The organism is Chitinophaga sp. (assembly GCF_035761305.1).
Lineage (GTDB): Bacteria > Bacteroidota > Bacteroidia > Chitinophagales > Chitinophagaceae > Chitinophaga.
In genome coordinates, this window is the sequence record NZ_DASTRI010000126.1 from 12,327 (window position 1) to 35,118 (window position 22,792).

11 protein-coding genes are annotated in these 22,792 nt (G+C 52.1%); 1 reads left to right on the forward strand and 10 read right to left on the reverse strand.

Annotated features, from left to right (window positions below; translation table 11 throughout):
- The 10 genes from VFS25_RS11285 to VFS25_RS11330 form a co-directional block, all read right to left on the reverse strand.
- Positions 1-3,174: a glycosyl hydrolase gene (locus VFS25_RS11285; protein ID WP_326462246.1), complete on the reverse strand. Its 3,174-nt coding sequence runs from the start codon at positions 3,172-3,174 to the stop codon at positions 1-3.
- Positions 3,175-3,221: 47 nt separating this feature from the next.
- Complete coding sequence (locus VFS25_RS11290) at positions 3,222-4,121, reverse strand: sugar phosphate isomerase/epimerase family protein (RefSeq protein ID WP_326462247.1); 900 nt, start codon at positions 4,119-4,121, stop codon at positions 3,222-3,224.
- A 209-nt stretch (positions 4,122-4,330) separates the two neighbouring features.
- Positions 4,331-5,428 (reverse strand): sialidase family protein, encoded by a 1,098-nt coding sequence (locus VFS25_RS11295; RefSeq protein ID WP_326462248.1) that lies wholly within the window; start codon positions 5,426-5,428, stop codon positions 4,331-4,333.
- A 5-nt stretch (positions 5,429-5,433) separates the two neighbouring features.
- A complete protein-coding gene (locus VFS25_RS11300) occupies positions 5,434-8,205 on the reverse strand; it encodes an alpha-L-rhamnosidase (RefSeq protein ID WP_326462249.1) in 2,772 nt (923 codons plus the stop codon).
- A gap of 46 nt (positions 8,206-8,251) precedes the next feature.
- The gene (locus VFS25_RS11305) at positions 8,252-10,090 is read right to left on the reverse strand and encodes a six-hairpin glycosidase (RefSeq protein ID WP_326462250.1); all 1,839 of its coding nucleotides are present in this window, start codon (positions 10,088-10,090) and stop codon (positions 8,252-8,254) included.
- Between the two features lie 11 nt (positions 10,091-10,101).
- On the reverse strand, positions 10,102-12,348 hold the full coding sequence (locus VFS25_RS11310) for a DUF4038 domain-containing protein (protein WP_326462251.1): 2,247 nt from the start codon (positions 12,346-12,348) through the stop codon (positions 10,102-10,104).
- Between the two features lie 33 nt (positions 12,349-12,381).
- Complete coding sequence (locus VFS25_RS11315; RefSeq protein WP_326462252.1) at positions 12,382-15,510, reverse strand: DUF6298 domain-containing protein; 3,129 nt, start codon at positions 15,508-15,510, stop codon at positions 12,382-12,384.
- A 229-nt stretch (positions 15,511-15,739) separates the two neighbouring features.
- The gene (locus VFS25_RS11320) at positions 15,740-16,393 is read right to left on the reverse strand and encodes a DUF3826 domain-containing protein (protein WP_326462253.1); all 654 of its coding nucleotides are present in this window, start codon (positions 16,391-16,393) and stop codon (positions 15,740-15,742) included.
- 38 nt (positions 16,394-16,431) lie between these two features.
- The gene (locus VFS25_RS11325) at positions 16,432-18,204 is read right to left on the reverse strand and encodes a RagB/SusD family nutrient uptake outer membrane protein (protein WP_326462254.1); all 1,773 of its coding nucleotides are present in this window, start codon (positions 18,202-18,204) and stop codon (positions 16,432-16,434) included.
- A gap of 22 nt (positions 18,205-18,226) precedes the next feature.
- Positions 18,227-21,406, reverse strand: a complete 3,180-nt coding sequence (locus VFS25_RS11330) for a TonB-dependent receptor (RefSeq protein WP_326462255.1) — start codon at positions 21,404-21,406, stop codon at positions 18,227-18,229.
- Positions 21,407-21,846: 440 nt separating this feature from the next.
- On the opposite strand from VFS25_RS11330, the gene VFS25_RS11335 reads away from it, so the two are divergent.
- On the forward strand, positions 21,847-22,792 hold a 946-nt coding region (locus tag VFS25_RS11335; protein WP_326462256.1), incomplete at its 3' end, for an alpha-L-fucosidase.

The following is a 22,792-nucleotide window of genomic DNA, read 5'->3' on the forward strand; positions in this document are numbered from 1 at the left end:
TTATTCGTTCGTTTGCTGTATGGTTACAGGACCCAACAAACCAGCTTCCAGTAAGGGTTTTCCCTCTAAAGGATAAGGAGCGGTGGTTTGGGTAATACGCTGCGCTTCCGGTAGATTGTGATCGCCTGTAAGCCGGTTGGCCCAGGTATTGGTTACTGCTATTTTTACTGTATTGGCGCCATCGCGCAATGCTTTTGTAATGTTAACCCGGTAAGGCGCTGTCCAGGCTACACCGCAGTTTACGCCGTTCACTGTTACTTCCGCAATATTGGCCACCTTACCCAGGTACAGCCATACCTGGTTATTTTTACCGGCGCCCTGCCAGTTAAATGTTTGGGAATAAACTGCTGTGCCGGAATAATAGCGGATGGTACTATCCGTATGTGTGCTCCAATCCTGCAGGGTACTGAATATTACCGGCTGCGCAGGTCCGCCGTTCTTTTCATTGAAGGCTACCTGCCAGCTGCCGGACAGCGTTTGTACTACCTGCGGCATTTGCCAGTTAGCGCCCCTATGCTGCGCCTGCACCGTGGCAGGCTTACGCAGTACGATGAACATGGAGCCGGAGGGCGGCAGCTGTAACGGCAGCGCGGTACGGCCTTTTTGAATGGCCCACTCCTTTGCGGTGCGTACATCGCCCGTAACCGGGTCCCACAGCTCAGGTACTTTACCGGCTATACGAAAAGACAGGTTGAGGATGCGCGTGCTATCCTGCTGGTTGGAAATAAAATAAATATCTGCATCCGGCAAACGGCGGTGCGTCCATAGCACACCCGGCGCCGGCTGCCCGGCGTTATCCAGGGCAATTACATCCCGCTCCAGGCGCCATTGCTGCCAGGTTTTCAATTGCAGCTGCTGGATAATTTGCCGTACCGTATCATCAGCAGCCGGGTAGTGCAGCAAACCCGGTGTATGCGTTGCCGGTGAAGCAGCAAGCACGGTGGCGCCTGCCTTTACCAGCTGCTGCAAACGCTTTGCTACTGCAACAGACATCATACCTGCATCCGGCGATAAGGGATGCGGGCCAGGCAGCACCAATGCTGCATAGCTGGCCCCGCCCGGCAGCGTTATACGACCGTTATGAACCGTGGCTAACCGCAGCAGCGCATCGGCGTTAAAGGAGTCATAGCCGTCTTCCACAATGCCGGGCAAGGCTGTTAACCGGTCGGGCAGCACGGCGCGGCGGGGTATTTCCTCGCCGGTAAATACCGCTACATCCACTACCGGCTTGCCCTGCTGCAGTAATGCCTGGCAGCGCTGCGCATAGGCTACCCATGCACGGCCGGGCTGCCACCAGGTTTGGTTGCGTTGAAAATACAGCCCTATGCCACTTAGCGTCATACCGGGCACACGGTCCATCCAGGGATTGTGCGCAAATACATGATACACCAGGCGGTTAATGCCCAATGCGTAATTTTTATCCTGCAGGGCTTTCAGCATAGCGGGATGCTCGTCCCAGGCCATGCGCAGCTCTGTAAAAGCTTCTGCCTGTATGTATTGCCTGCCATAGATATGCGCGCCGGAAATAGCGTCGAGCATATCATTGGGCTTATCGTGCGTGGGAGAGCGCAGCCAGAACTCGCCCATGGGAACATCCACGGCGCCGTAATGCAGCATACCGTCGCTGGTCATAGTAGGCGCCACACTTTCTGCGCTGAAGCTGCAGCCTTTTTCCCTGGCCAGTTTGCCCATAGTGCCATAGAATTTATCTACCACCAGCTCTGCTATGGTTTGCCTTACATCCCGCAAAAAGCGTTCAGACACAGCTGCGCTTTGCACTGGTATGCCGGCCATTACCGGCAGGTAAGGGTGCAGGTCATATCCCCTGCGGCGGCGGAACGCTTCGCTGAACACCGGCGACCAGTTCTGGCTGCCGCATTCCCAGCTATCCACATGAAATACTTTCAGCACGCGGCCCGCCAGCTCAGGGCCTACCTGGCGGAAAATTTCCGCAAACCATTTATCAAACTGCAGCTGTATGGCAACAGGGTTGAACTTGTCGCATTCCAATCCCTGGCCCCCGCCGCCGGTAGCATTGGTATGGCCGGTGGAAGTATGTCCTATGCGCAGGATCGTCCAGCTGCCGGGCGGTACCTGCCAGCGCAGATGGCCCTGCGCATCTGTTTTACCGGTAAGATCAATGATCTTATTCAGCGGCACACATAATGCATCCGGCACCTGGGCAGTAGTGGTGCGGCTGCTTACGCGCCATATTTCCCCGTTCTTGCCTTCAAACTGGTGTAAGCGCGGCTCACCGGATAAGGTAATGCTGCTTACCTTAAGCACCGTTTTCCATTTGGCGGCATCCAGGTCTTCCGACCCGGCTTCCGAGCCGGTGCTGTCATATACAAAACGGAAAAAACGTGCAGTGGTTGGCGTTATAGCGTGCGTTACGCCAAAATCATTATCCTGCCAGCCATGGCGCGGCGCTTCCAGCCGGCCAACAGTGCGGAAATGCTGCCCGTCATCACTAACAGTCAATACCAGGCGCTGCGCCTGGTAGTTAGGACCATTGCTGCGAATATGAATGTTACGGCAGGTAAAAGGCTTGTCAAACGCATACTGGATCCAGCAGGGATCTTCACTGCGGAAATTTTTTTTGTTCCCGGGATCCAACAGGAAACCCGCATCCGCACCCGGTACACTGGTAGTAACGGTTGGCGTAGGTGTGCTGCCTGCCCCGGGTAATGAAGGGAAAGCCACAACCTGTATATCCTTATAATAACCTTTATAGGCCGGCGGCGTGGTTAACGTATCATCAAACATGCTGTTCCCAGTTACCTGTGTTTCTGACCATACCACTTTTTGCATAGACAGCTCCGGCGTTATCCAGGGCCCGCCGGCCAGGGCAAAACCGTCGCAATCGTGCATGGCGATCTTCAATCCCAAACGGTCGGCCTCCTGCATGGCAAAGCGCACCATTGCCCACCATTCCGGCGTAAGCTGTACAACAGGCGGCTGCATTAAAGGCGGGTTAGCCGCTCCTTTAATGGGCATGAGGTAAGCGCCGCCGATACCTGCCTGCTTCATGGCTTCGAGGTCGGCGGTAATGCCTGCTTTAGACACACTGGCCTGCATCCAGTACCAGAACACCCAGGGCTTTGCAGCAGCGGGTGGATGGTGGAAGTCCTGCTCCAGGTTGTGCTGCTGCGCCATCACAGGGGCAGCTAACATACACGCCCATACGCAGAGCATACACCTTATTATTCCCAAACCTTTCATTAAGCCTGTTGAAAAACGGATTTTAAATATTTTGTATTGGCGCCGAAGTTCCATTTTACATTACGTGGGTCCTTTGCATTGCGGGAGCGCTCTATTACCAGCCAGCCGCTCCAGCCCATTTTATCCAGCGTATGCTTTACTTTAGGTAAATGGATGCGGGGGTTATCCTGCAGCCAAACGCCGTCCTTATCTGTGCAATGGATCTGGCAAATGCGGTGCCTGCCCAATATGCGCAGCTCTTTTTGCAGATCGCGGCCTGCTTCCAATGCGTTGGCAAAATTGAAATAGCTTTGTATGGCGGAAGAGCCGATATCGTCCAGGAGCTTTACCTCACCGGCTGCATCCAGGGCGGTTTCTATGCCAATGATCACGTTTGCCTTTTCAGCCTGTTTAGCTACATCCTGCAAACGCTTTACGATAGCGGGGCGCAGCTCAGGGTGCTGCACCAGGTCGCCCTGTATGCCCAGGGGCAGAAAAGCTACCTTTACTTTCAGTGCGGTCATGGTATCTATGCAGTCCTGCACCATCCTGTCCACACCGGGGCGTTCTGCAAATGACTGCGCATAAAAGCCCGACATGGCAATGGATGATATTTCCAGGCCCAGCTCCTTTGCCTTATCCAAAAACTGCTGCTGTACTGCGGGATCAGACAGCTTGCTGTCAAAAGTTTCGCGGTTACCCAGGCCGCCCATATCCACTTCCACACCATCTGCACCTATATCTTTCGTAAGCTGAAAAGCGCCCAGCTTCTGCCTTTTCAGGATCATCCAGTCACATACAGCTATCTTATACCGTTGTTCTTTACTTGCCGGTGCGGTAGCAGCCCATGACAGCTGCCGGTGAAATAACCCTGCCGTAAGGCCTACGGTGGTGTTGAGTAAAAAGTTACGACGATCCATATGAGTCAATTACGAATTATCAATTACGAATTACGAATGAATAATGCGATGCCCTATTGAATAATTAATTGGTTAATTAAGGCTTATATTAAATTACCTGTTTCATTGCCGGCACAAAACACGGCTGTATACTTACATGAATTGTCAATTACAAACTATAGATGCAGCAACACAGCTCAATTCGTAATTCATAATTGACAATTCGTAATTCACTCCGGCCAATGGCCGGAGTGAATGGCAGTCAGCACCAGCTTTGCCGGGTTAATTTTTACATATTTGATCCGCTGCCTGCGCCAGGTGTATACGATGTGCACAAAGCCATCCGCCGTGCAAATCACGGATGGATAAGAATACTGGCTAATGGGCGAGTCTTCAAGCACTACTGCCGCACTCCACTCCTTACCGTCTTTTGATACCGCTACATTTAACGGCGTGCGGGGGCCTTTGGCCTTCCCGTCCGGCGGCAGCACATGGTTGTACACCAGCAGCTGCCGGCCATCCTTTAAGGTAACAGCATCGGTGCCGGAATTGTTATTCGGCAACGTGGTGGGCGCCAGCGGCGACCACGTTTTACCATTATCCGCTGACCATGATTCTACTATTGCGCGGTTCTTGCTCCTGCAAAGGATCTGCAGCTTACCATGCGGGTATACCAGTATGCTGGGCTGTATGGCATCGTAGCCTTTACCGGTATCTACCGGGCCAACCTTTTCCCAGGTTTTGCCATTATCTTTTGTAAGCTCAAAATGTACATGCCAGCCATCGCCTTCTGTGCTGGACGGGCACATTAAAGTACCGTTGCTTAACAATACCGGTTTGTTTTTTATCGGGCCAAGATAGCCGTCGGGCAGGGCTTTGGGCGCCGACCAGGTAACGCCGCCGTCTTTGGAAGTGATCAGCCATCCTTTCCATTCCGACGGCTTGGGCCCTATTTTATAAAACAGCAGCAGGTCGCCGCCGGGTACCTGGTACAGTACCGGGTTCCAGCAGGCGTAGCGGGTACCATCGGCCAGTTTGCCGTTGGCTACTTCTACCGGCGCTGTCCATGCAGCATTATCGCCTGCCTTACGGCTTACCCATATGCCTACATCCGGGTTTCTTTCCTTGGTACCGCCAAACCAGGCTGCTATAAGCCCTTTGGGCGTTTGTGCAATAGTAGCGGCATGGCAGGAAGGGAAAGGCGCTTTTTCAAATATGAACTCTTCTGTAACAATACCTTCCTTCCAGGTACGCAGCTTCTCCGTTTGTCCCTGGCTGTTCAGGGCTGCCAGTATTAAAAGGCTGGCACAAATAATACGTTTATACATAGTTGTTATTTACTGCTTTCAAAAACATAGTTTCCTGACCCTATCTCAAATACGGCGCGGTTGCCCTCCATGCGCAGCCACTTAACACCATTTGCAGCCGCTGCAGGCTTCCCGCTTTCCTTTACCTGTGCCGCATTTACGGCAGGTATGTACACCAGCGCCGTTGCATTGCCCGGCACCTGTATGCGCCAGGTAAATTTGCCATTGCGCTGCTGCCACTCACTTTTAATGGCGCCATACACGCACCGGTAATCTGCCTGCACCATTTGCAATCCCTGCGGCAGCACCGGCCGCATGATCACCTGCTGAAAGCCCGGATGCGCTGTACTGCTGCGAATGCCGGCCAGGTCTTCGTAATACCATACCAGCAGGTCGCCCAGCAGCATTACATGGTTGCGGGAGTTCATACTTGGGTTGGCAGTATCGCCATTCCACAGCTCCCATATGGTGGTGGCGCCGCGTTCCAGCATATAGCCCCAGCTTGGATAATCGCGGTTGGTAGCGATATGAAAAGCCAGATCCGGGTTGCCCCAGCGGCTCAGGCCACGCATGAGCCATTGCGTGCCTACCACGCCGGTGCTGATATGCCCGTTGTATTTATCCTGTATCTTATTTACAATATTTCGGAACACCTGCGCCTCCTTATGCGCCGGCACCATGCCAAAGTATAAAGGCAGCAGGTTGGCGGTTACGGTATTATTACTGTACTGCGCGGTTGCGGGGTGAAAGAATTCATTATTGAATGCGGCCTTTATGCTGTCGCCCAAGCTGGCAAACGCCTTTGCATCCTGTGGTTTGTGCAGCACGTTGGCAAAGCGCTGCATGAGGAACAGCATGCGGTAGTAGTAGGCGGTGGCCAGCAAAGCGCCGTTTGTATTACGGGTAGAGTCCCTGGAATGAATGAGCTGCAGCGATTCCGGCGGTACGCACCAGTCGCCGTATTTATCTTTGGTTACAATATAATCGTGCATGTATTTGCCGCGCATATAGGCCAGCCATTTTTTCATGCTGCTATAATGCCTGGCAATGGAAAGGCGGTCGTTATATTGTTCATACAGCATGTTGGCCACCAGTATGTAGGTACCCGGCCAGGTCATGTTATCGCTGTAATACCGCCAAAAAGCCGGGGCTACATCGGGTATAGCGCCCTCCGGTGTTTGCGCTTCTTCAATATCATCCAGCCATTTGGCATATAGCTTTGCATTATCAAACAGGTAGGCTTCTCCATAGGCGCCGGTAGCGCGGTCGCCCAGCCAGGGCATGCGCTCATTGCGCTGCGGGCAATCAATGGGCATACCTTTATAGTTGCTGCGTATACCGCGGTAAGCATTGCCGAACAGCTGGTTCAGCGTAGTGTCTGATGAGGTAAAGCTGCCGGTGGTGCGAATGCCGTCATATACTACATGCCCCTCAAAATCCTGCACAGCAGGTGCGCCGGGATAGCCGGTTATTTCCACATAACGGAAGCCATGATATACAAAGGCAGGATGCCAGGTTTCCACACCGCTACCTTTTAGTGTATACACATCCGTTACTTTGGCGTCGCGGAGGTTGGCGGTGTACAGGGAGCCATCGGGCTGCAGGGTTTCTGCAAAGCGGAGCGTTACCTTTGTGCCGCGCGGGCCCTGTACCTTCATCTGCAGCCAGCCGGCCATGTTCTGCCCCATATCCAGTATGTACACACCGGGCTTTAGCGCCTGTATGCTGCGGGGCTGCAACGTGTCCATCACCTGCACTTTTTCATTCAGCTGCGCATGTACCCTGCCGCCCGGCGCAGGCACCAGCTCCGGCGGCAGCCAATGACCGTCGTCAAAGCCGGCGGTGTTCCAGCCCGGCATTTCTTTCGTTGCATCATACTCTTCGCCGTCGTACTCATTATTGGTGCGGATAGGACCGTCTGCCGTTACCTTCCAGGAAGCATTGCTGGCAATGGTTTCACGCGTACCATTTGTATACTCCACCTCCAGCTGCAGCAGCAGCTGCGGATAACCGAATGTGCGGATCTTATATGGCTTGTAAGCCTGGCGCATGGTAAAAAAGCGGCCATTGCCCAGCACAGCGCCAATAGCATTATCGCCCTGCTGTAAAGCCGCAGTTACGTCGTAGGTATTGTATAGTACACTTTTCGTATAATCTGTAGGCGCGGGCACCAGCACCTGGTTGCCAATGCGCTGCCCGTTCAGGTACAGTTCATACCAGCCAAGGCCCGCCACGTAAGCTGTAGCCCTTTTAACGATGCGCCGCACGGCAAATGTTTTGCGGAAATAGCGGGCAGACAAGCGGGAGAATTTACTTTGTGCGCTGTCCCAGGGAAAGGCGCGGTTTAACCCGATCCAGGCTGCCTGCCAATCGCTGGCAGCCAGCAACCCCATGCTCCATTGCGCAGGCTTGCTCCATGCGGTGCTGCCTTGCGTGGTCCAGGCCCTTACCTTCCAATAGCATAAGGCCCTGCTTTGCAGGGGAGCGCCGGTATAAGCCACATTCACGGACTGGTTGCTGTTTACCTTGCCGGAGTTCCAAAGGTCGCCTTCATTAGCAGCCAGCTTTTCCGGCGTAGACGCTACCAGTACCTGGTAGGCTGTTTGCCTTACATTCCGCTGCGGGCTGCTGATCTCCCAGCTCAGGCGGGGCGCTGCCCCATCAATGCCCAACGGGTTGGTCAGCATTTCGCAACGCAGATGCTGCAGCAGCACCTGCGCAGGCGCATCCGCAATTACCGGTGGCAACGGCAACAGCCAAAAGTAAATAATTGTTAATATGACAATAAAATATCGCATCAGGCTTTTATGCAGGCCGCTGTTTGTTACGCCCCCTGGTATTGTTTTATAACGCTTCTGTTTTTAATGAACGGATGTAAAAAGTTGACTGCTGATCCGGCTCGCCGGCATCGGGCCTGTCAAAAGTTTGCCTGGCAGGTGTATCTGCGTTGGGCTCATGCCTGGGCATGCCGGTGCGGAACACAATGCGGGCCACATTCTGTACCGGGGCAAATGTGAGCTGGGTGAGCGCATGCTTGCCGTTTATATCCACCGTATAAAAGCGGGTGTAGGTATTCACCTGTATGCGGATCTTATATGTAGCGCCGGCCTCATATTTCATGAGGTTCTTGAACTTGGCGCCGGCCTTGGCCCGCAGCTCACCATCCGGCTCAAACATAAGCCGCACGCAGGGGCTGCCTTTAGCGTCCTGCAGCTCTACATGCAGCAGACCTCTATCGTTCTGCATGGGCGTAACGGTAAATTCAACTGCTTCATTCTGCGTTTCAGGGAACAAATGTTCTGCCTTTGCATAATCGTACCGGTCCCAATCTTTCAGCGCAAGCGCGTACCCTTCCGGTGTTTGCTCCATTTTTACAGGCGCCCAGCAGGGACTGTAAATATTCCATAAATGCAGCGCCGTGTCGGGCAACATGCTCTTAAACACGTCATTCACCTGGGCCGTGGCCTTATCCATTACGGGTACCGGCACGCGGGCTACCCAAATATCTTCCTTGTTCATGCTGTAGCTAACCCACAGGTTACCATCCGGCGGGGTACCATTATTTTCGGTAATGCCGCGTACATACTGGGGGCCGAAATCCTTGAACTCGCCCTGGTAACGCTCCGGTGATATTTCTCCATGCACCAGCAGCATATTCGTATATTCCAGGCCGTTATTACTCAGGGAAATGGCCAGCGGCCAGCGATATTCAGAAGGGTTGTACACCGTAGCATAACGCCCGTCTGATGTACGCTGCCCCCATATTTTAGCATTGGCATTCACAAATCCCGGCGCACGCACAGCAGATGCCGGCCAGGTTTTACCACCGTCTGTACTAATGGCGGTAAGCGCGTTTTTCCACAGCCCCACTACCCTGCCATCCGGCAAATGATAATAGCTTAAGGCTTTATATTGCTTTTTCAGCGGTATGAGGGGGTCGTTACGATCCGACTCCTCCACCCATTGCTGTGTTACAAGCGGATTAGCCAGCAGCTCGTTACAGGCTTCCACAAAGCCTTTATCCTTGCTGCTGGTATAATAGGGGTAGGAAGTGTTCTTTGTGTTCCAGGCGGGGTTGTAATGAACAAAATATATAGGCCCGTAGCTGCCGTTAGAATATATTTCCCGCACCACGCGGCCAATGCCTTTACCGTCATTGGGACGATCATCATTATCCAGGCAAATACCGTAAAAAGCCAGCACCAGCAGGCGGTTCTTTTTAGAGGTATAAAAACCCATGCGCTGGTGCATCACCGCATCTAAATTATGCGCTACGCCGGGGTAGCCTTCTTTGATAGTGCCATCCGGTATCTTATACTTTGGAAAAACCACGTCGGGTTTTGTCCAGTTGTAGCCATCGTTAGAGGTTGCCAGTAAAGTCTGGCCGGGCGGAACGCTCTCTCCTATGCTGTCGCTCAGGTATTCCAGGTAAAATTTATTGTGCCAGTAAGCCAGCATGGGCGCGTGGTTGTACGTCCAGCCGTAGCCTTCTGCTTTTTCAGGATGCTCGCGGTTGGCCCGCATCACCTGTATGTTATGCACGCCTACCGCCGGGCTTAGCTGCCCGTGGTGATAGTCGATGTTTACGCGGGTATGGCCGGTATAGCGCACCGTGTCCTGCGCATGGCCGCTCATAATGCCGGATAATAACAGTGGAATGATATGCAAAGGTTTCCTGTTCATGCCTGAATATTTTACTGCTGCAATGCGTTCAGCACATCTTCTTTTACTTTCAGGATAGTGCCATGCTTGTGTCCTTCCGGCACCAGCACATCCCCGGATATATCTGTGAATGTTTTAAAGTCGGTTGTTTTTACCGCGCCATATTGTTTATCACGGTAGGCGTCGAAATAGATCAGCCATTCGTTGCCTGCCTTCACCACCGTAGGGCCTTCCGTGAAAGGCGGCGTAAATGCTTTTGATACATTTTTGTAAGGTCCCAGCGCTTGTGTGCCAAAGGCTGCTTTGATGTCCCTTTCCGGACGGGTGTTGTCTTTTAATACCAGCACATATTTACCCGGCGCCTGCTGCACAATTACACAGTCAATAACACTGAAACCCGGGTCCAGGAACAGCCTGGCGGGCGTAAAGGTTATAAAGTCCTTTGTGGTGGTATAATACATGCGGTGGTTATTATCTTCATCCTCCTTCCCTTTTGGAAAGCGATGCGGTATGGTAGACGCCCATATGATAATGTACTGGCTATGCTCCTTATCGTAAAAAAGCTCCGGCGCCCATACATTTACCGTAGCGGGCTCTTTTTGCATTACGTTAATGGCGCGCTGCTCCGACCAATGGAGCAGGTCTTTGGAGCTGGCGTAGCCAAATCCTTTATCGCCTTTCCAACCGCTGGTCCATACCAGGCGAAAAGTACCATCCGGCCCCTGTATCATGGAGGGATCGCGCATAAGCTTTTTTTCTCCTACCGTGGGCTGCAGCAGGGAACGGCCTAAGTCGAGCCAGTGGTAAGCGTCATAGCTGTACAGCAGGTGCAGCCCGTCAGTAGCCGGCTCACGGAAAGAGGTGAACAGGTACACTTCCTTACCGGGTACATAAGTGTCCAACACCAGCACCCAGTCATTACCATCCTGCTGCCTGCCCGGCGGATCAAAGGTGGTAACGCCCTTGTTCGGGTATTTACCAATATACGTAACATGGCCGTTGCGCGGGTTGTACCACGATGCCTTTACTGTATCGCCGGCAATTTTTCCCATGTTCACAGGTATGTTGCGGCCGGTGTAGGTATAAATAAAAGCATATTGTTTGCCCCTGGTGGCCAGCAGCCGGTTGTAGCGGCTTCCCTGCCCGCTGGCTATAAGCGACTGGTCGGGCACACGCTCAAAGTAAGGACGTGACAGCAGCAGCGCTTTGAGATATACCATTTGCTGTGCGCCGGGCGCGTTCATAGCGCTGTCCCACACCTGCCGCACGCCATAGGAACCGTTACTATCGGTTCCCTTATGCATTTGCATTACCGCATTATGCCCGTAGGTATAGCCTGCAGCACCTGCAAAAACCGACCAGTAGCCGTAACGCCTTACATCACTGTCCGTCCAGCGCGGTTGCAGGCTGTCATGCAATCCGTGCGGAATGCCTTCGTAGGAAGGCTCGCCATCCAGCACCGGCTTTACCGGTACCTGGCGGTAGTCTGTTACCACATATTTCCAGTTATCTTCTCCGTAGTGCATATCGCTTGCGCTGGTGTCCTGCGCATAGGTGCGGTGGCCGGACTGCATCATGTTAAACTGCAGCCAGTTTGCTTTATGGAACCAGATGGACGATTGCGTGCGTCCTCTTGGATGAAAGGTCACCAGGTGCGCTGTATCGCTGGTATGCAGCGTATTGCCAATTACGTTCCATACAGGCATGCCATCGCTGCCTTTAATATCGCCGCCATTCATCCAAATGATGTTGGGCCTGTTTTTATAGCGGGCCACCAGCCAGGCCGCATAGGTTTTTGCCTGCTCCTCACTTACATGGCCCGACTTTACATTAGACCCCCATACAGGCACTAACGCCATGTACAGCCCTTTTTCCGCGGCCTTGTCAACAATATAATCTACATGATCCCAGAAATCATATTGCGCGGTATCTGTAAAACTATTGCCAGGCGTGGTTTTAGGCGTGGCTACATTTTTATTGACCAGGGCGCTGTCGCCATAGGCATTTACCTCACCCAGGCTATGCACCAGCATTACCTGTATTACGTTAAACCCCTTCTGGCGGCGGTTTTCGAGATACTTATCCGCCTCTTCGCGGGTAAGCTTATTGAACAGCAGCCAGCCGGTATCGCCCAACCAGAAAAAGGGCGCGCCGGAGGCGGTGGTAAAAAACCGGCCGTTGGCAGAAACGCGGAGCGGGCTAACCCGCTTCATTTGCGCCTGCACAACGGCGGTCATCAACAGTAATGTTATCAATAGTATGGGACCGGTCTTTTGCATAGGTTCCAATTTATGTTTTTATCTCCGTACTTACTATCTGCTTCCTACCCGGCATACTACCGGCCCTGCCTGCGGGCTTTGCAGGGTAACGGTTTTGCCGCCGGCGGTTGTTTCTGTTTTTAATACATGGCCGTTCTCCGGATCTATCCAGTGAATGGTACAGCTGCCGGCGGCTTTGCTGAGATCCAGCTGAATGGTCGCGGCTGCATTGCTGTATACAATATATGCTTTACCGTTATCGGCCAGCGCCCACTGCCCCTGCGGATTGCCCGGCAATGTAACCGGGTGCATGGCGGCAGCGGCTTCCAGGAAACCATTGTCTTCCATTACCGGTATGCCTGCCAGGGAACCGCCCGCCATAAATGCCGCCCATGCATATTCATCGTAGGAGCTGGCGGCATAGGTTACGGCCTTTTCCGGGTACTTGCGGCGGTATTCGCTTACAGCCCGGTACACCTGTTCAAAGCTGGTTTTCTTTGGCTTCAGCAGGCGGGCGTGCTGGCGGGGCGCCAGGTTTTGCCCGCCCAGGGGCGCATAAGCGCTGCCATTTGCCTGGTAATACCACTGGCGTATATCTATTACCGTTATCAGCTTTGAGCGCACGGGATCGGCCAGTATGGCATCCTGCACATCTTTGGTGGTGCTGAGGCCAATGGTCACTTTTTTGCCGGTTTCTTTCTCCCAGGCCAGGATAGTATCTATCCAGAACTGTACAAATGATAACGGACCGGTAAACTCGGCGCCTATAAAATGTATAACGCCGGTGTTGCCTGCAAAATTTTCCAGGCATTTACGGATGTAGGCCTGGTGCAGCTTCCGGCGTACCGGGTGGTTTACGTCGTAAAACTGCTCGGCCATGAAAATACGTTTGTCGCCGGCATAAGGCGGCGGCTCGGGGAAACCGGTGTTATTGATATTGTTGGCGGGGCGCCAGGGAAAATCGGCGTAGTGCGCGCCGGCTTCGATAATGTTATGCTGAAAATAGTCCTGGTGCACCAGCACAAGTCCCTGCTGGTCGGCCAGGTCGGCAAACTGCTTCAGGCGGTTCCAGTACCAGGTATTGTATTTTGTAAGATCGTATTTGCTCAGGCCATCCCAGGCAGTGTCTTTTCCGCTGCGGGCAAAAGGCAGCTCGTAAAAAGGGGGCCAAACTTCGCCGTCCATACGGCGTATGCGCTCATGGTCATCGCGGCGGCGGTCGTACCACAGGCCGTAGTTATGCTCCAGTGAAACAATATGCCTGTCTTTCATCCACTGCGCCACTTCCTGCAGGTCGTCTGTTAAGCCGGTGCCGGTGCGGCCGGGCACAAAACGTGTTACGTCCGGTTTGGATTCGGCTATGCCATCCGGCCGCACGTTACCGCGCCACCAGGGCACTTCAAAATGCCGCCCGGTTAGTACGGTATTGCCGCGCAGCAGCCAGCCATTGCCTACATGCATGGATGGCGCCAGCCCGGGAGCTGCCGGTTTCGTATAACCTATATCGTTAATTGTTTTTACGCCTGTTGCTTTGGTTGGAATGGGATTACGCGTAGCTGCATCATCTATCCAGTTGGTAAGCCGCGGCAGGGGTTGGGTGGAAGCAGCTATCAATGCCGCTGCCTGCGCTACGGTAGGACTGCTGGAGGCTTCTGACTCCATAGGCATCAGCTGCGCCTGGTCTTTTACATCTTTCCCCAAACGGTCGGCCAGCTGTGCATAGTACAGGCTGCGGGGCGTTACGTGCTCGTTGGATTCTCCCCAGTAGCCATCTCCGGCAAACTGCGCCCAGGTGCCAAATGCCCAGTTATTGGCGGTTGGCGGGCGGTAACAGTCAACCCGTGCGGCGCTGCATTGCCAGAACACGCTGTTGGCAGCGCTCCAGCCGGCGCCCTGGCCGTCCTGCCAGCGGTTACCATAGCGCAGGGCGTCACCATCTACATTCACTACATCAAACAACACCCCGGATGCCCAGCTGTCGATAGCGCCGCTAAAGCTGTAAGGCCGGTACGACATGCATTGCACAAATGCATTGGGTCCGGGCGCACAAAAACCAACGGCAAAATCATGGTAGCCATGCTCGGCATAACAGCGCTGGAACAGGGTTTGCTGCCCGGTAGTCCAGAAACTGTAGCGGCGCTGCCCGCCGATTTCCGACACGGGCTGCAGCGATTTACAATCCTCCACGGTAATACGTTTGCTGGTTTCCAGCGCCAGTACAGCCGACCCTGCAAAATGTGCGAAGTTCACCTGGCGCACCCAGGCGTCGCACACATTTTCCAGGGTAATGGCCATCCAGCGGTGGGCTTCATCTTTTGGATTGCGTATATCATATGCCGATTCACAACGCAGGTTTTCCACGCCTACCTGCGCTATACGGCCCGGCCAGGTGTAGGTAGCCACGGTGCCGCCGCCATAAGTAGTGTCCAGCGCAGTGGTAAGCGGCACATCCAGTGTAATGGCGTTGCCATTTACCGCAGTAACCGTACGGTCCCAGTAAGCATCCCGTTCACCCGGTTTCCAGGCCAGGTCGGTAATGCCGCCGCCAAAATGATCCGTGCCCAGCACCTCTATCCAGGCCCGGGTGCTTGGACGATGTATTACTACTTTATCACCTGCTTTAAAATGCTGCGCAGCAGCTACGTGAATGGTGCTGGCATTTACCGGCACATATGCATCTGTAATATTTACCGGCGCGCTATTCGTACTATCGCGCCTGCCGTAAATGCGGATAAGCGTTTGCCGGCTGGTGCCGGCGCCTACCAGCACGGTGCCATTTTCTCCTGCGCCGCCGCCTCTCAGCACCACGCCGCCCGCGCGTATATGCAGGCTGCCGGCAATTTCGTACCGGCCTTTCTGCAGCAGCACAGCGCCGCGTATACCCTGCTTATCCGCGGGTAAGCCAGCCACATAATCCAATGCCGCCTGTACAGGCAGGGTAGCGTCGCCTTTAGTAACGGGAACCACTACACGTACCGGTACATCCGGAATGGGTTGTTCGCTGGCCATATAACCGCAATAGGAAAAATCAGGTACACGGTTGCCCTGCTTATCAGCTGTATACACCAGGTGGCCATTGCTGAGCGCTACGGGCGGTATAGGTTTAGGTTTTTTTTGTGCATAAGCAGCTGTGGTGAGGCACAATGCCAGTACACCACAAATATTATTCAGTTTCCAGTTCATTCATTCTTTGTTTAAACAAAGCAGGATGGTATAGTGCGGTAAACAGGAAATAAGAATAGGATGTAAGAAACCACAGTGTTGCTACTTTGCTACAGCTGTTGTCCCCTACATCCTGCTTCTATTTGATATTTCTTATCTGCTCTGCACTTCTTTATTCATCATACTGTCTTTACACACTATTCATTCATTTTCCATTACTTCTTATCGCCAACTTTCGCCTGCCTCACGCTTACATTCCTTTTCTCTTCTTCCAGTCGGCTTCCACCTGTTTCATATTATAACCGGCGGCGGAAAGGTAGTTGTTGATCCGTCCTTTATATTTCCCGAACCAGGCATGTTTCTTTTCAGAAGAACCGGCGTCCATAGCATGCTCGCGGGCTTCCACCAGCCAGGCCATCATCTGCGCCTTTTGCTGCTGGCTAAGGTTGGGCATCATATCCATATACACGCCGTAAGTGAGCGGCAATACGCCGTAGGTCATGCCATCCTTTACCTGGTCTACCTGCGCGGGAGTGAGCTTTGCCGACAGCTTTGCCAGGTATTGCTGGTGCAGCGCCGCCACCTTTTTGTTAGCCCCGTCTTCAATAGCCTGCAGGCGTGCATCCAGGGCAGCCTTATCACCTTTCAGCTGCTCTTTGGCTGCCTTTTTCTGTTCGTCCCGCTCCTTGTCTACCTGGTTCAGGTCCTGGTATTGCTGTGCAATAATATCCCGCACCTGTGTTGACACTGCTGCATCGCTCATGTTCATGGATGCCACAATCTTATCGGCCCGCTGGGTTACTACCCGGATGTAGGCCGTGTCTTTACCTGCTGCATGCTGCGCCAGTACCGGCGCTGTCACCAGCAGGCATCCTCCTAAAAATAAATACTGTAATCGCTTCATATCATCTACCTGTTATTAGCGGCTCAGCTGACCGCTGGTTATTGTACGGGATCAAAGGTACCACCCCATCCTATATTCTGAATCAGCATCGGGTTGTTGTCAGTGGCTGATTTAGGTATGGGGAAGAAATAATATTCTGGCTTCCAGCCAATGGCGTACTTGGTATCCATTTCCTTGGGGGTAATGGTGAAGTAGTTGGTGTAAGCCGCATCGAGGTCCATTTTGTCGCGCTGGGCTTTAAAGTCGTCGGCGCTGATAGCATCGGTGTTCAATTTAATAATAACACCGGTACGTCTTTTACCGTTCAACACTGTTTCAAATAATTTCCAGCGGCGCAAGTCCCAGAAACGCTTGCCTTCAAAGGCAAACTCGTACAGCCTTTCGTCCAGTATGGCGCTGAACATTTCTGCACGTGTCATGTTGGGTTTTAAACCATACATGTCGTCAGCACCGGCATCAATACCCGCGCGTTTGCGGATAGCTTTCAGCTGGTCGTATGCTTCTGAAAGGTTATTTACGCCGGTGGCAGTTTCTGCGAGCGTCAGCAACACCTCTGCGTAGCGGATCTCCATCCAGTCGGTGCCGGAGTATTGCACATTGCCGGTGGTTGGCGCCGGGTCAATGGCTTTACGGCAGTAAAAACCGGTGTTGGATGCTTTACCGCTTTCAATAGTAGTGTTGCCTACAAAGTATGTCCACAGCTTGTAATCATTTACGCCGTTCAAAGGCCAGGTAACGCCGTTGTAGGCAATGGTGTAGTCGAAACGGGGATCGCGGTTCTTATAAAAGGTTTGCGGATCGTAGGTGTAAGCGCTGGTTGCATCGGTGATCTTTTTCCCGTCTTTCATGGGAAAAGCATCTACCAGCTCTTTTGAAGGCTGGTTGGATCCGCCGCCGGTACCGTTAATAGCCGGACGGGTGCTGTTATCATACCCGTTGTTCTTCTTTGTCTGATCACCTGAAAGATTGTTATAGCAGGTTACAAATACAGCCTCCGGATTATTTACTTCGGAGAACCACATGTTCTGGAAAGAGGAATTAAGGCCGTAACCGTTGGAAGAAAGCAGGTCCCTGGCTGCTTTGGCAGCAGTATAAGCGCTTTGCCAACGGTCTGCCAGGTCAGAAGGATTAAATTCCGGGCTGGCCCAGTATAACAATGCCCTTGCTTTCAGAGCAGCAGCAGCAGCGCTGGTAACACGGCCCCAATCGGCGGTGGTTGACCACCTGGCCGGCAGCATGGATGCAGCTGCATCCAGGTCTTTTACGATCTGCGCTATACATTCAGACGTTTTGTTGCGCGGCACATAATCTTCCTGTTTGGCTTCATCGCCCACAGCGCTCTGCGGCTCCAGTATAATAGGCACGCCGCCGTACAGCTTTACCAGCTCAAAGTAGCGCCATGCGCGGAAGAACAGGGCCTGTCCTTTCAGCACTGTTTTCCAGGTATCTGTTAAAGTGCCCCCGTCAACCTGCTGTATGAACAGGTTAATGGCGCGTATCTTACCATAGCTGCTTTTAGCATCCAGCTTGGTGCCAAAGTCATTTACATCATTGATCTGCAGCGAACCCTGAAAATACTTGCTTTCGCCGTAAGATTCTTCAGACAGGTTAGCGCTGGTGCCCCAGGTGCCACCCCAGTTGGGCAGGTTCTGATCGTATATATAATCAAGGTAGGTACGCGCCAGCACAGAGTCGTTAAACACCAGGTCGCCCTGCAGGGATCCCAGGTCCCTTTTATCCAGCACCTTACTACAACCTGCTGCGGATAACAGCAGCACTGAAAATATAAATAAGTGAATTCGTGTACGCATTGTTGTTGTTTTTACTTACTGATTACAGACCTACATTAATACCAAACGCAAAAGTTTTCAGGTTGGGATATGTGTCAAATGATCCCAGCGTATTGTCTTTGTAATCATACGGATTATAGAAATTGAACGGATTGGTAGCTGTCAGGTACACCCTTAATGATTCCAGGCCCATTTGCCTGGTGAGCGGGCGCGGGAAGGTGTAAGACAGGTTCAGGGTGCGCACGCGGAAATTAAAAGAATTCCTGAACCAGAAAGCAGATGTCAGATCATACGTATCATCGTAATAAGGGTCCGGGTAAGCAGCATTTGTGTTTTCCGGTGTCCAGTGGTCGGACCAGAAAGCAGGGCGGTTAGAGGTGGAAGTAGCCTGCTTGGTTGCGCCGCTTTCTATTACGTCCTGGCCGCCGAATGAGCCGGACATTACCACATCCAAACGGAAACCTTTATAGCCGCCGCCTACTGACAGGCCAAAACCATAGTGGTTGCTGGCTTTGTTGCTGATAAAGGTCTGGTCGTTCTCATCTATCTTTCCATCGGGACCGGCATACTGGTTGGTTACCGGGTCTTTTGCACCGCGGATGTCTTTGTAGTACAGCATACCGGGAGCGGGCTTATTACCCATAATAGTATAGTCCGGGTTCTTGGCCAGGAAGTTGTCTACATCTTCCTGCGTTCTGAACATGCCCAGGTATTCATAACCTTTCACGCCCATGTCCAGGGAATGGCCGTTGGGATCTTCCCAGGTGCCAATGATACCTTTATCCACATCTACCTTTACAGCCTTGGCATCGCTCCAGCTCAGGAAACCATTCACATAGTAGTTAATGTCTTTTCCAATACGGTCGTTCCAGCCCAGAGATATTTCATACCCGTAAGCATTAATAGTATTGTAGTTCTCGGCAGATATAGGAGAGCCTACTGTGAGGGGCACCGCTGCTGTCAGCGAAGTAAGCATGTTATAACGGTGATCGTAGAACGCGTCTACAGTGGCAGATAAACGATTATTCAGTGCCTTGGCGTCTATACCGGCGTTAAACTTCAGGTCATCGTCCCAACGTGCAGCAGGGTTAGGCATATTTTCGGGCTTGGTGCCTACATTTTTGGAACTGTTGCCGCCGAATACCGCACCGCTGGTTTGGCTGGGCGTATAGCGCTGCAGGTAGCCCCAGGGTTTGGTGGCATCTCCACCCAGGTGGCCAACAGAAGCACGCAGCTTCAGGAAATCCAGCGCATGTACATTACGGCGGAAAAAGCCTTCTTCAGATATTACCCAGCCTGCGGACACAGAGGGGAAAAAGCCCCAGCGGTAATCCGGCGCAAAGTTGGTGGACGCATCGTAACGGAAAGCAAATTCCAGCAGGTATTTATCTGCAAAGCCATAATTCACACGGCCTATGTAGGAAAGGTTGCCGGTTTCGTTGGCAGTTTCCCATACGTTCATGGCGCCAAAAGCAAAGCGGGAAATATCCGGCGCGCTTTCAGTAGGATCTTCCGTATAAGCCTGCACATCATCATACCTGTATTCTGATTGTTCTGCCACGGCCAGTATGGAAATGTCGTGCTTACCGAATTTACGGGCATAGTTCAGGTAACCATCCAGCTGGTAACGGTCGCCAAAGGAAGGTTTGAAATACACACGGGCGCCGTTCTTCATGCGGGTAGCCTTTATCATGTCGCCGCCTATGATATGCTTATGCTCTCCCAGGTTGGTAAAAGAGTACAGGTTATAGTACGTACCAAACTGTTTGGGAAAAGTGTTATCCATTATTTTGGCATACTGCACCTTAGCGGTTAAGCCTTTGATAAAAGTTGGCTGGTATTCTATGTTAGCTACTACGTTTAGGCTGTTATCGCGCGACTGGTTATAATTATCCAGCGCCTGTACGGCAAAAAAGTGGAAGGCATCGATCTTATTGGCGGTGCTGAGCAGCACAGGCAGCCCGTCCACATAAGGCGGGTTAAACTGCGGTGTGTAGATCAGGCCTTTCAGGTCGTTATCAGGATTTTCACCACCCTGTTTCAGCAGGAACATTTTAGTGTTGGACAGGTCGCCGCTGACAGAAAGCGATGTTTTTAAACCCCGGGCCAGCTTCACATCAGCACTGGCGCGGAATGTCCAGCGGTCGTTCTTGATCTTATCCAGGTTACCGTTCTGGTAAAAATAGGTGGCGCCTGCAAAGAAGGTAGCTTTTTCCGTACCGCCGCTGATGTTAAAGGTGTGGCGGGTGGTAAGGGAGCTTTTCCAGGCCTGGCGCAGCCAGTCGTAATTATGCTCTTTAAAATACGCCAGCTCATCCGGTGTATAAATAACCGGGTCAGTAGCAGGTTTGCCACCGGTGGTGTTCATATCATTCAGATAGGTGGCCAGGTCGTAGCCCGTCATCATATTGGGCAGCTTTACAGCCTGGCTAAAGCCTACGGATGAATTGTAGTTGATCTGCAGCTTGCCGGCATGACCTCTTTTGGTGCGTATTACAACAGCGCCCTGTGAGGAACGTGCACCGTAAACCGCTGCAGCAGCATCCTTTAATATGGAAATACTTTCAATTTCAGAAGGGTCCAGCACGTTGAAATCATCTTCTGTGCGGATCACATCATCAATCACATATAAAGGCCGGAGGGTACCGCCGTCTTTTGAATAAATAACCGGGTTGCGGATAGTAATGGTAGCAGGAGAACCTGGACGTGCAGTACCGCCGCCTACGTCAACACCAGGCAGCTTACCAGCGAGTGTGGCTGACAGGTTGCCCAGTGGCAGGTCCTGAATATCTTTTACGTTCACTGTGGCTACTGCGCCGGTTAAGTGTATCTTTTTCTGGGAACCGTAACCTACTACTACTGTTTCTGAAAGATCAGTAACCCCTCTTTTCATGGTTACATTTACTGCAGAACGGTTATTTACCCGCTCTTCAATGGGGGCCTGGCCGGTATAGGTAAAAACCAGCACAGCATTGCCATCCGGCACCTCTATGACATAGTTACCATCATTGTCAGTAACCGTGCCTTTTGTCTGGCCTTTTAAACGAATGGTTACACCAGGTACTTCCTCCCCGTCTTCGGATAATACTTTTCCTCTAACAGTAATAGATTTTGCATCAGTTTGTGCATACGTGGTGGTGGTGCTGGTACATAAGTACAGTAGTATCAGTAATACAATTCCCCCCGTGGTAAATCGCTTACCAAAAAGTAGATGACTAATCATTTTTTAATGATTTAAAGAATAGGACGAATAAGTTTGATAGAATAGGACTAAGGATGTGGTGTCTAAAAGACAATTAAAAGATAGTCCACAAAAAAAGAAGCATACTTTTCATAACTAACGGAATTTTTTAAAACGATTTTCCTCATAACAATCGAAGGCTGCTGTTCCCCCTGAATTAACGCCCTGCATAGCAGGAGCAATGTTCTCGGGGGTCAAGCTACAGAAATATTCATTGAAAACAGGCACATCCCTGCATTTTTTTTACGCAATCGTTGCCGGTAACGTTGGCGTAGGCATTTTAGCTAAAAAAGACTACCATAGTATAGTATAGATATGGGAAATAGAGTACCTTTGGTGAATTACGAATTATCTTTTGTCCTGGTTTTTCTCATAATAATTACAGACTGCTGTTCCACTTTACCGTAATTGATAACCAGGTTATGAAGCATGTTATGTTCCTGTGCCGGCTGATGGTGCTTTCCACGTTGCTGGCAGGTTTTTCTTTTTTTGTTTCCTTTGCGCAAAATATTCACTACACGCCTGACTGGACCTCCCTGCAGCAACACGAAGAAGTGCCGGAATGGATACGCGACGCCAAATTCGGTATTTACTGCCACTGGGGCGTGTACTCCGTGCCTGCCTACAACAACGAGCACTATTACTCCCACATGCATGCAGATTCCGGTTACTCCAAGCTGGGTACCTATCAGCGGCATGTAGCGCTATATGGCCCGCTTAGCAAATTTGGTTACCACGACTTTATTCCCATGTTCAAAGGGGAACACTTTGATCCGGATGCCTGGGCCGACCTGTTTGTAAAAAGCGGCGCGCGTTTTGCCGGCCCGGTTGCAGAGCACCACGATGGTTTTGCCATGTGGGACAGCAAGCTTACGCCCTTTAACGCAAAAAAAATGGGCCCGCACCGCGATGTGGTGGGCGAGCTGGAAAAAGCCATCCGCAAAAGAGGCATGAAATTCTTTGTTTCGCTGCACCATGAGCTGAACTACGGCTACGTAACTCCCAAACCCGGGTGGGCTGCCGCCGATCCCAAATACGCCAAATTATACGGCACGCCCATGCCGCATGAGGAGTGGCTGAAAATGTGGGAAGGCAAATGCGAAGAAATTGTAGATAAATACCATCCTGATATTATATACCACGACTCCTGGCTGGAAAAAATACCGCCCATTTATATACAGCGTTACCTGGCGCATTACTTTAATACAGCGGAACAGCGCCACCAGCAAGTGACCATGACCTACAAAGGCAACGACATTCCCGACGGCATTGGCATGCTGGACCATGAGAACAGCAACCCGGATCATATTGTTGAAAAGCCCTGGCTGTGCGACTACTCCATTGGCACCGGGTATGCCCTTTCCTGGG

Excerpts from the sequence above, each read along its gene's own strand:
- VFS25_RS11325 (WP_326462254.1), bottom strand. The coding sequence starts at position 18,204 with ATGCGTACACGAATTCACTTATTTATATTTTCAGTGCTGCTGTTATCC.
- VFS25_RS11300 (WP_326462249.1), bottom strand. The coding sequence starts at position 8,205 with ATGCGATATTTTATTGTCATATTAACAATTATTTACTTTTGGCTGTTG.
- VFS25_RS11305 (WP_326462250.1), bottom strand. The coding sequence starts at position 10,090 with ATGAACAGGAAACCTTTGCATATCATTCCACTGTTATTATCCGGCATT.
- VFS25_RS11310 (WP_326462251.1), bottom strand. The coding sequence starts at position 12,348 with ATGCAAAAGACCGGTCCCATACTATTGATAACATTACTGTTGATGACC.
- VFS25_RS11285 (WP_326462246.1), bottom strand. The coding sequence starts at position 3,174 with ATGTTAGCTGCCCCTGTGATGGCGCAGCAGCACAACCTGGAGCAGGAC.
- VFS25_RS11320 (WP_326462253.1), bottom strand. The coding sequence starts at position 16,393 with ATGAAGCGATTACAGTATTTATTTTTAGGAGGATGCCTGCTGGTGACA.
- VFS25_RS11295 (WP_326462248.1), bottom strand. The coding sequence starts at position 5,428 with ATGTATAAACGTATTATTTGTGCCAGCCTTTTAATACTGGCAGCCCTG.
- VFS25_RS11290 (WP_326462247.1), bottom strand. The coding sequence starts at position 4,121 with ATGGATCGTCGTAACTTTTTACTCAACACCACCGTAGGCCTTACGGCA.
- VFS25_RS11315 (WP_326462252.1), bottom strand. The coding sequence starts at position 15,510 with ATGAACTGGAAACTGAATAATATTTGTGGTGTACTGGCATTGTGCCTC.
- VFS25_RS11330 (WP_326462255.1), bottom strand. The coding sequence starts at position 21,406 with ATGATTAGTCATCTACTTTTTGGTAAGCGATTTACCACGGGGGGAATT.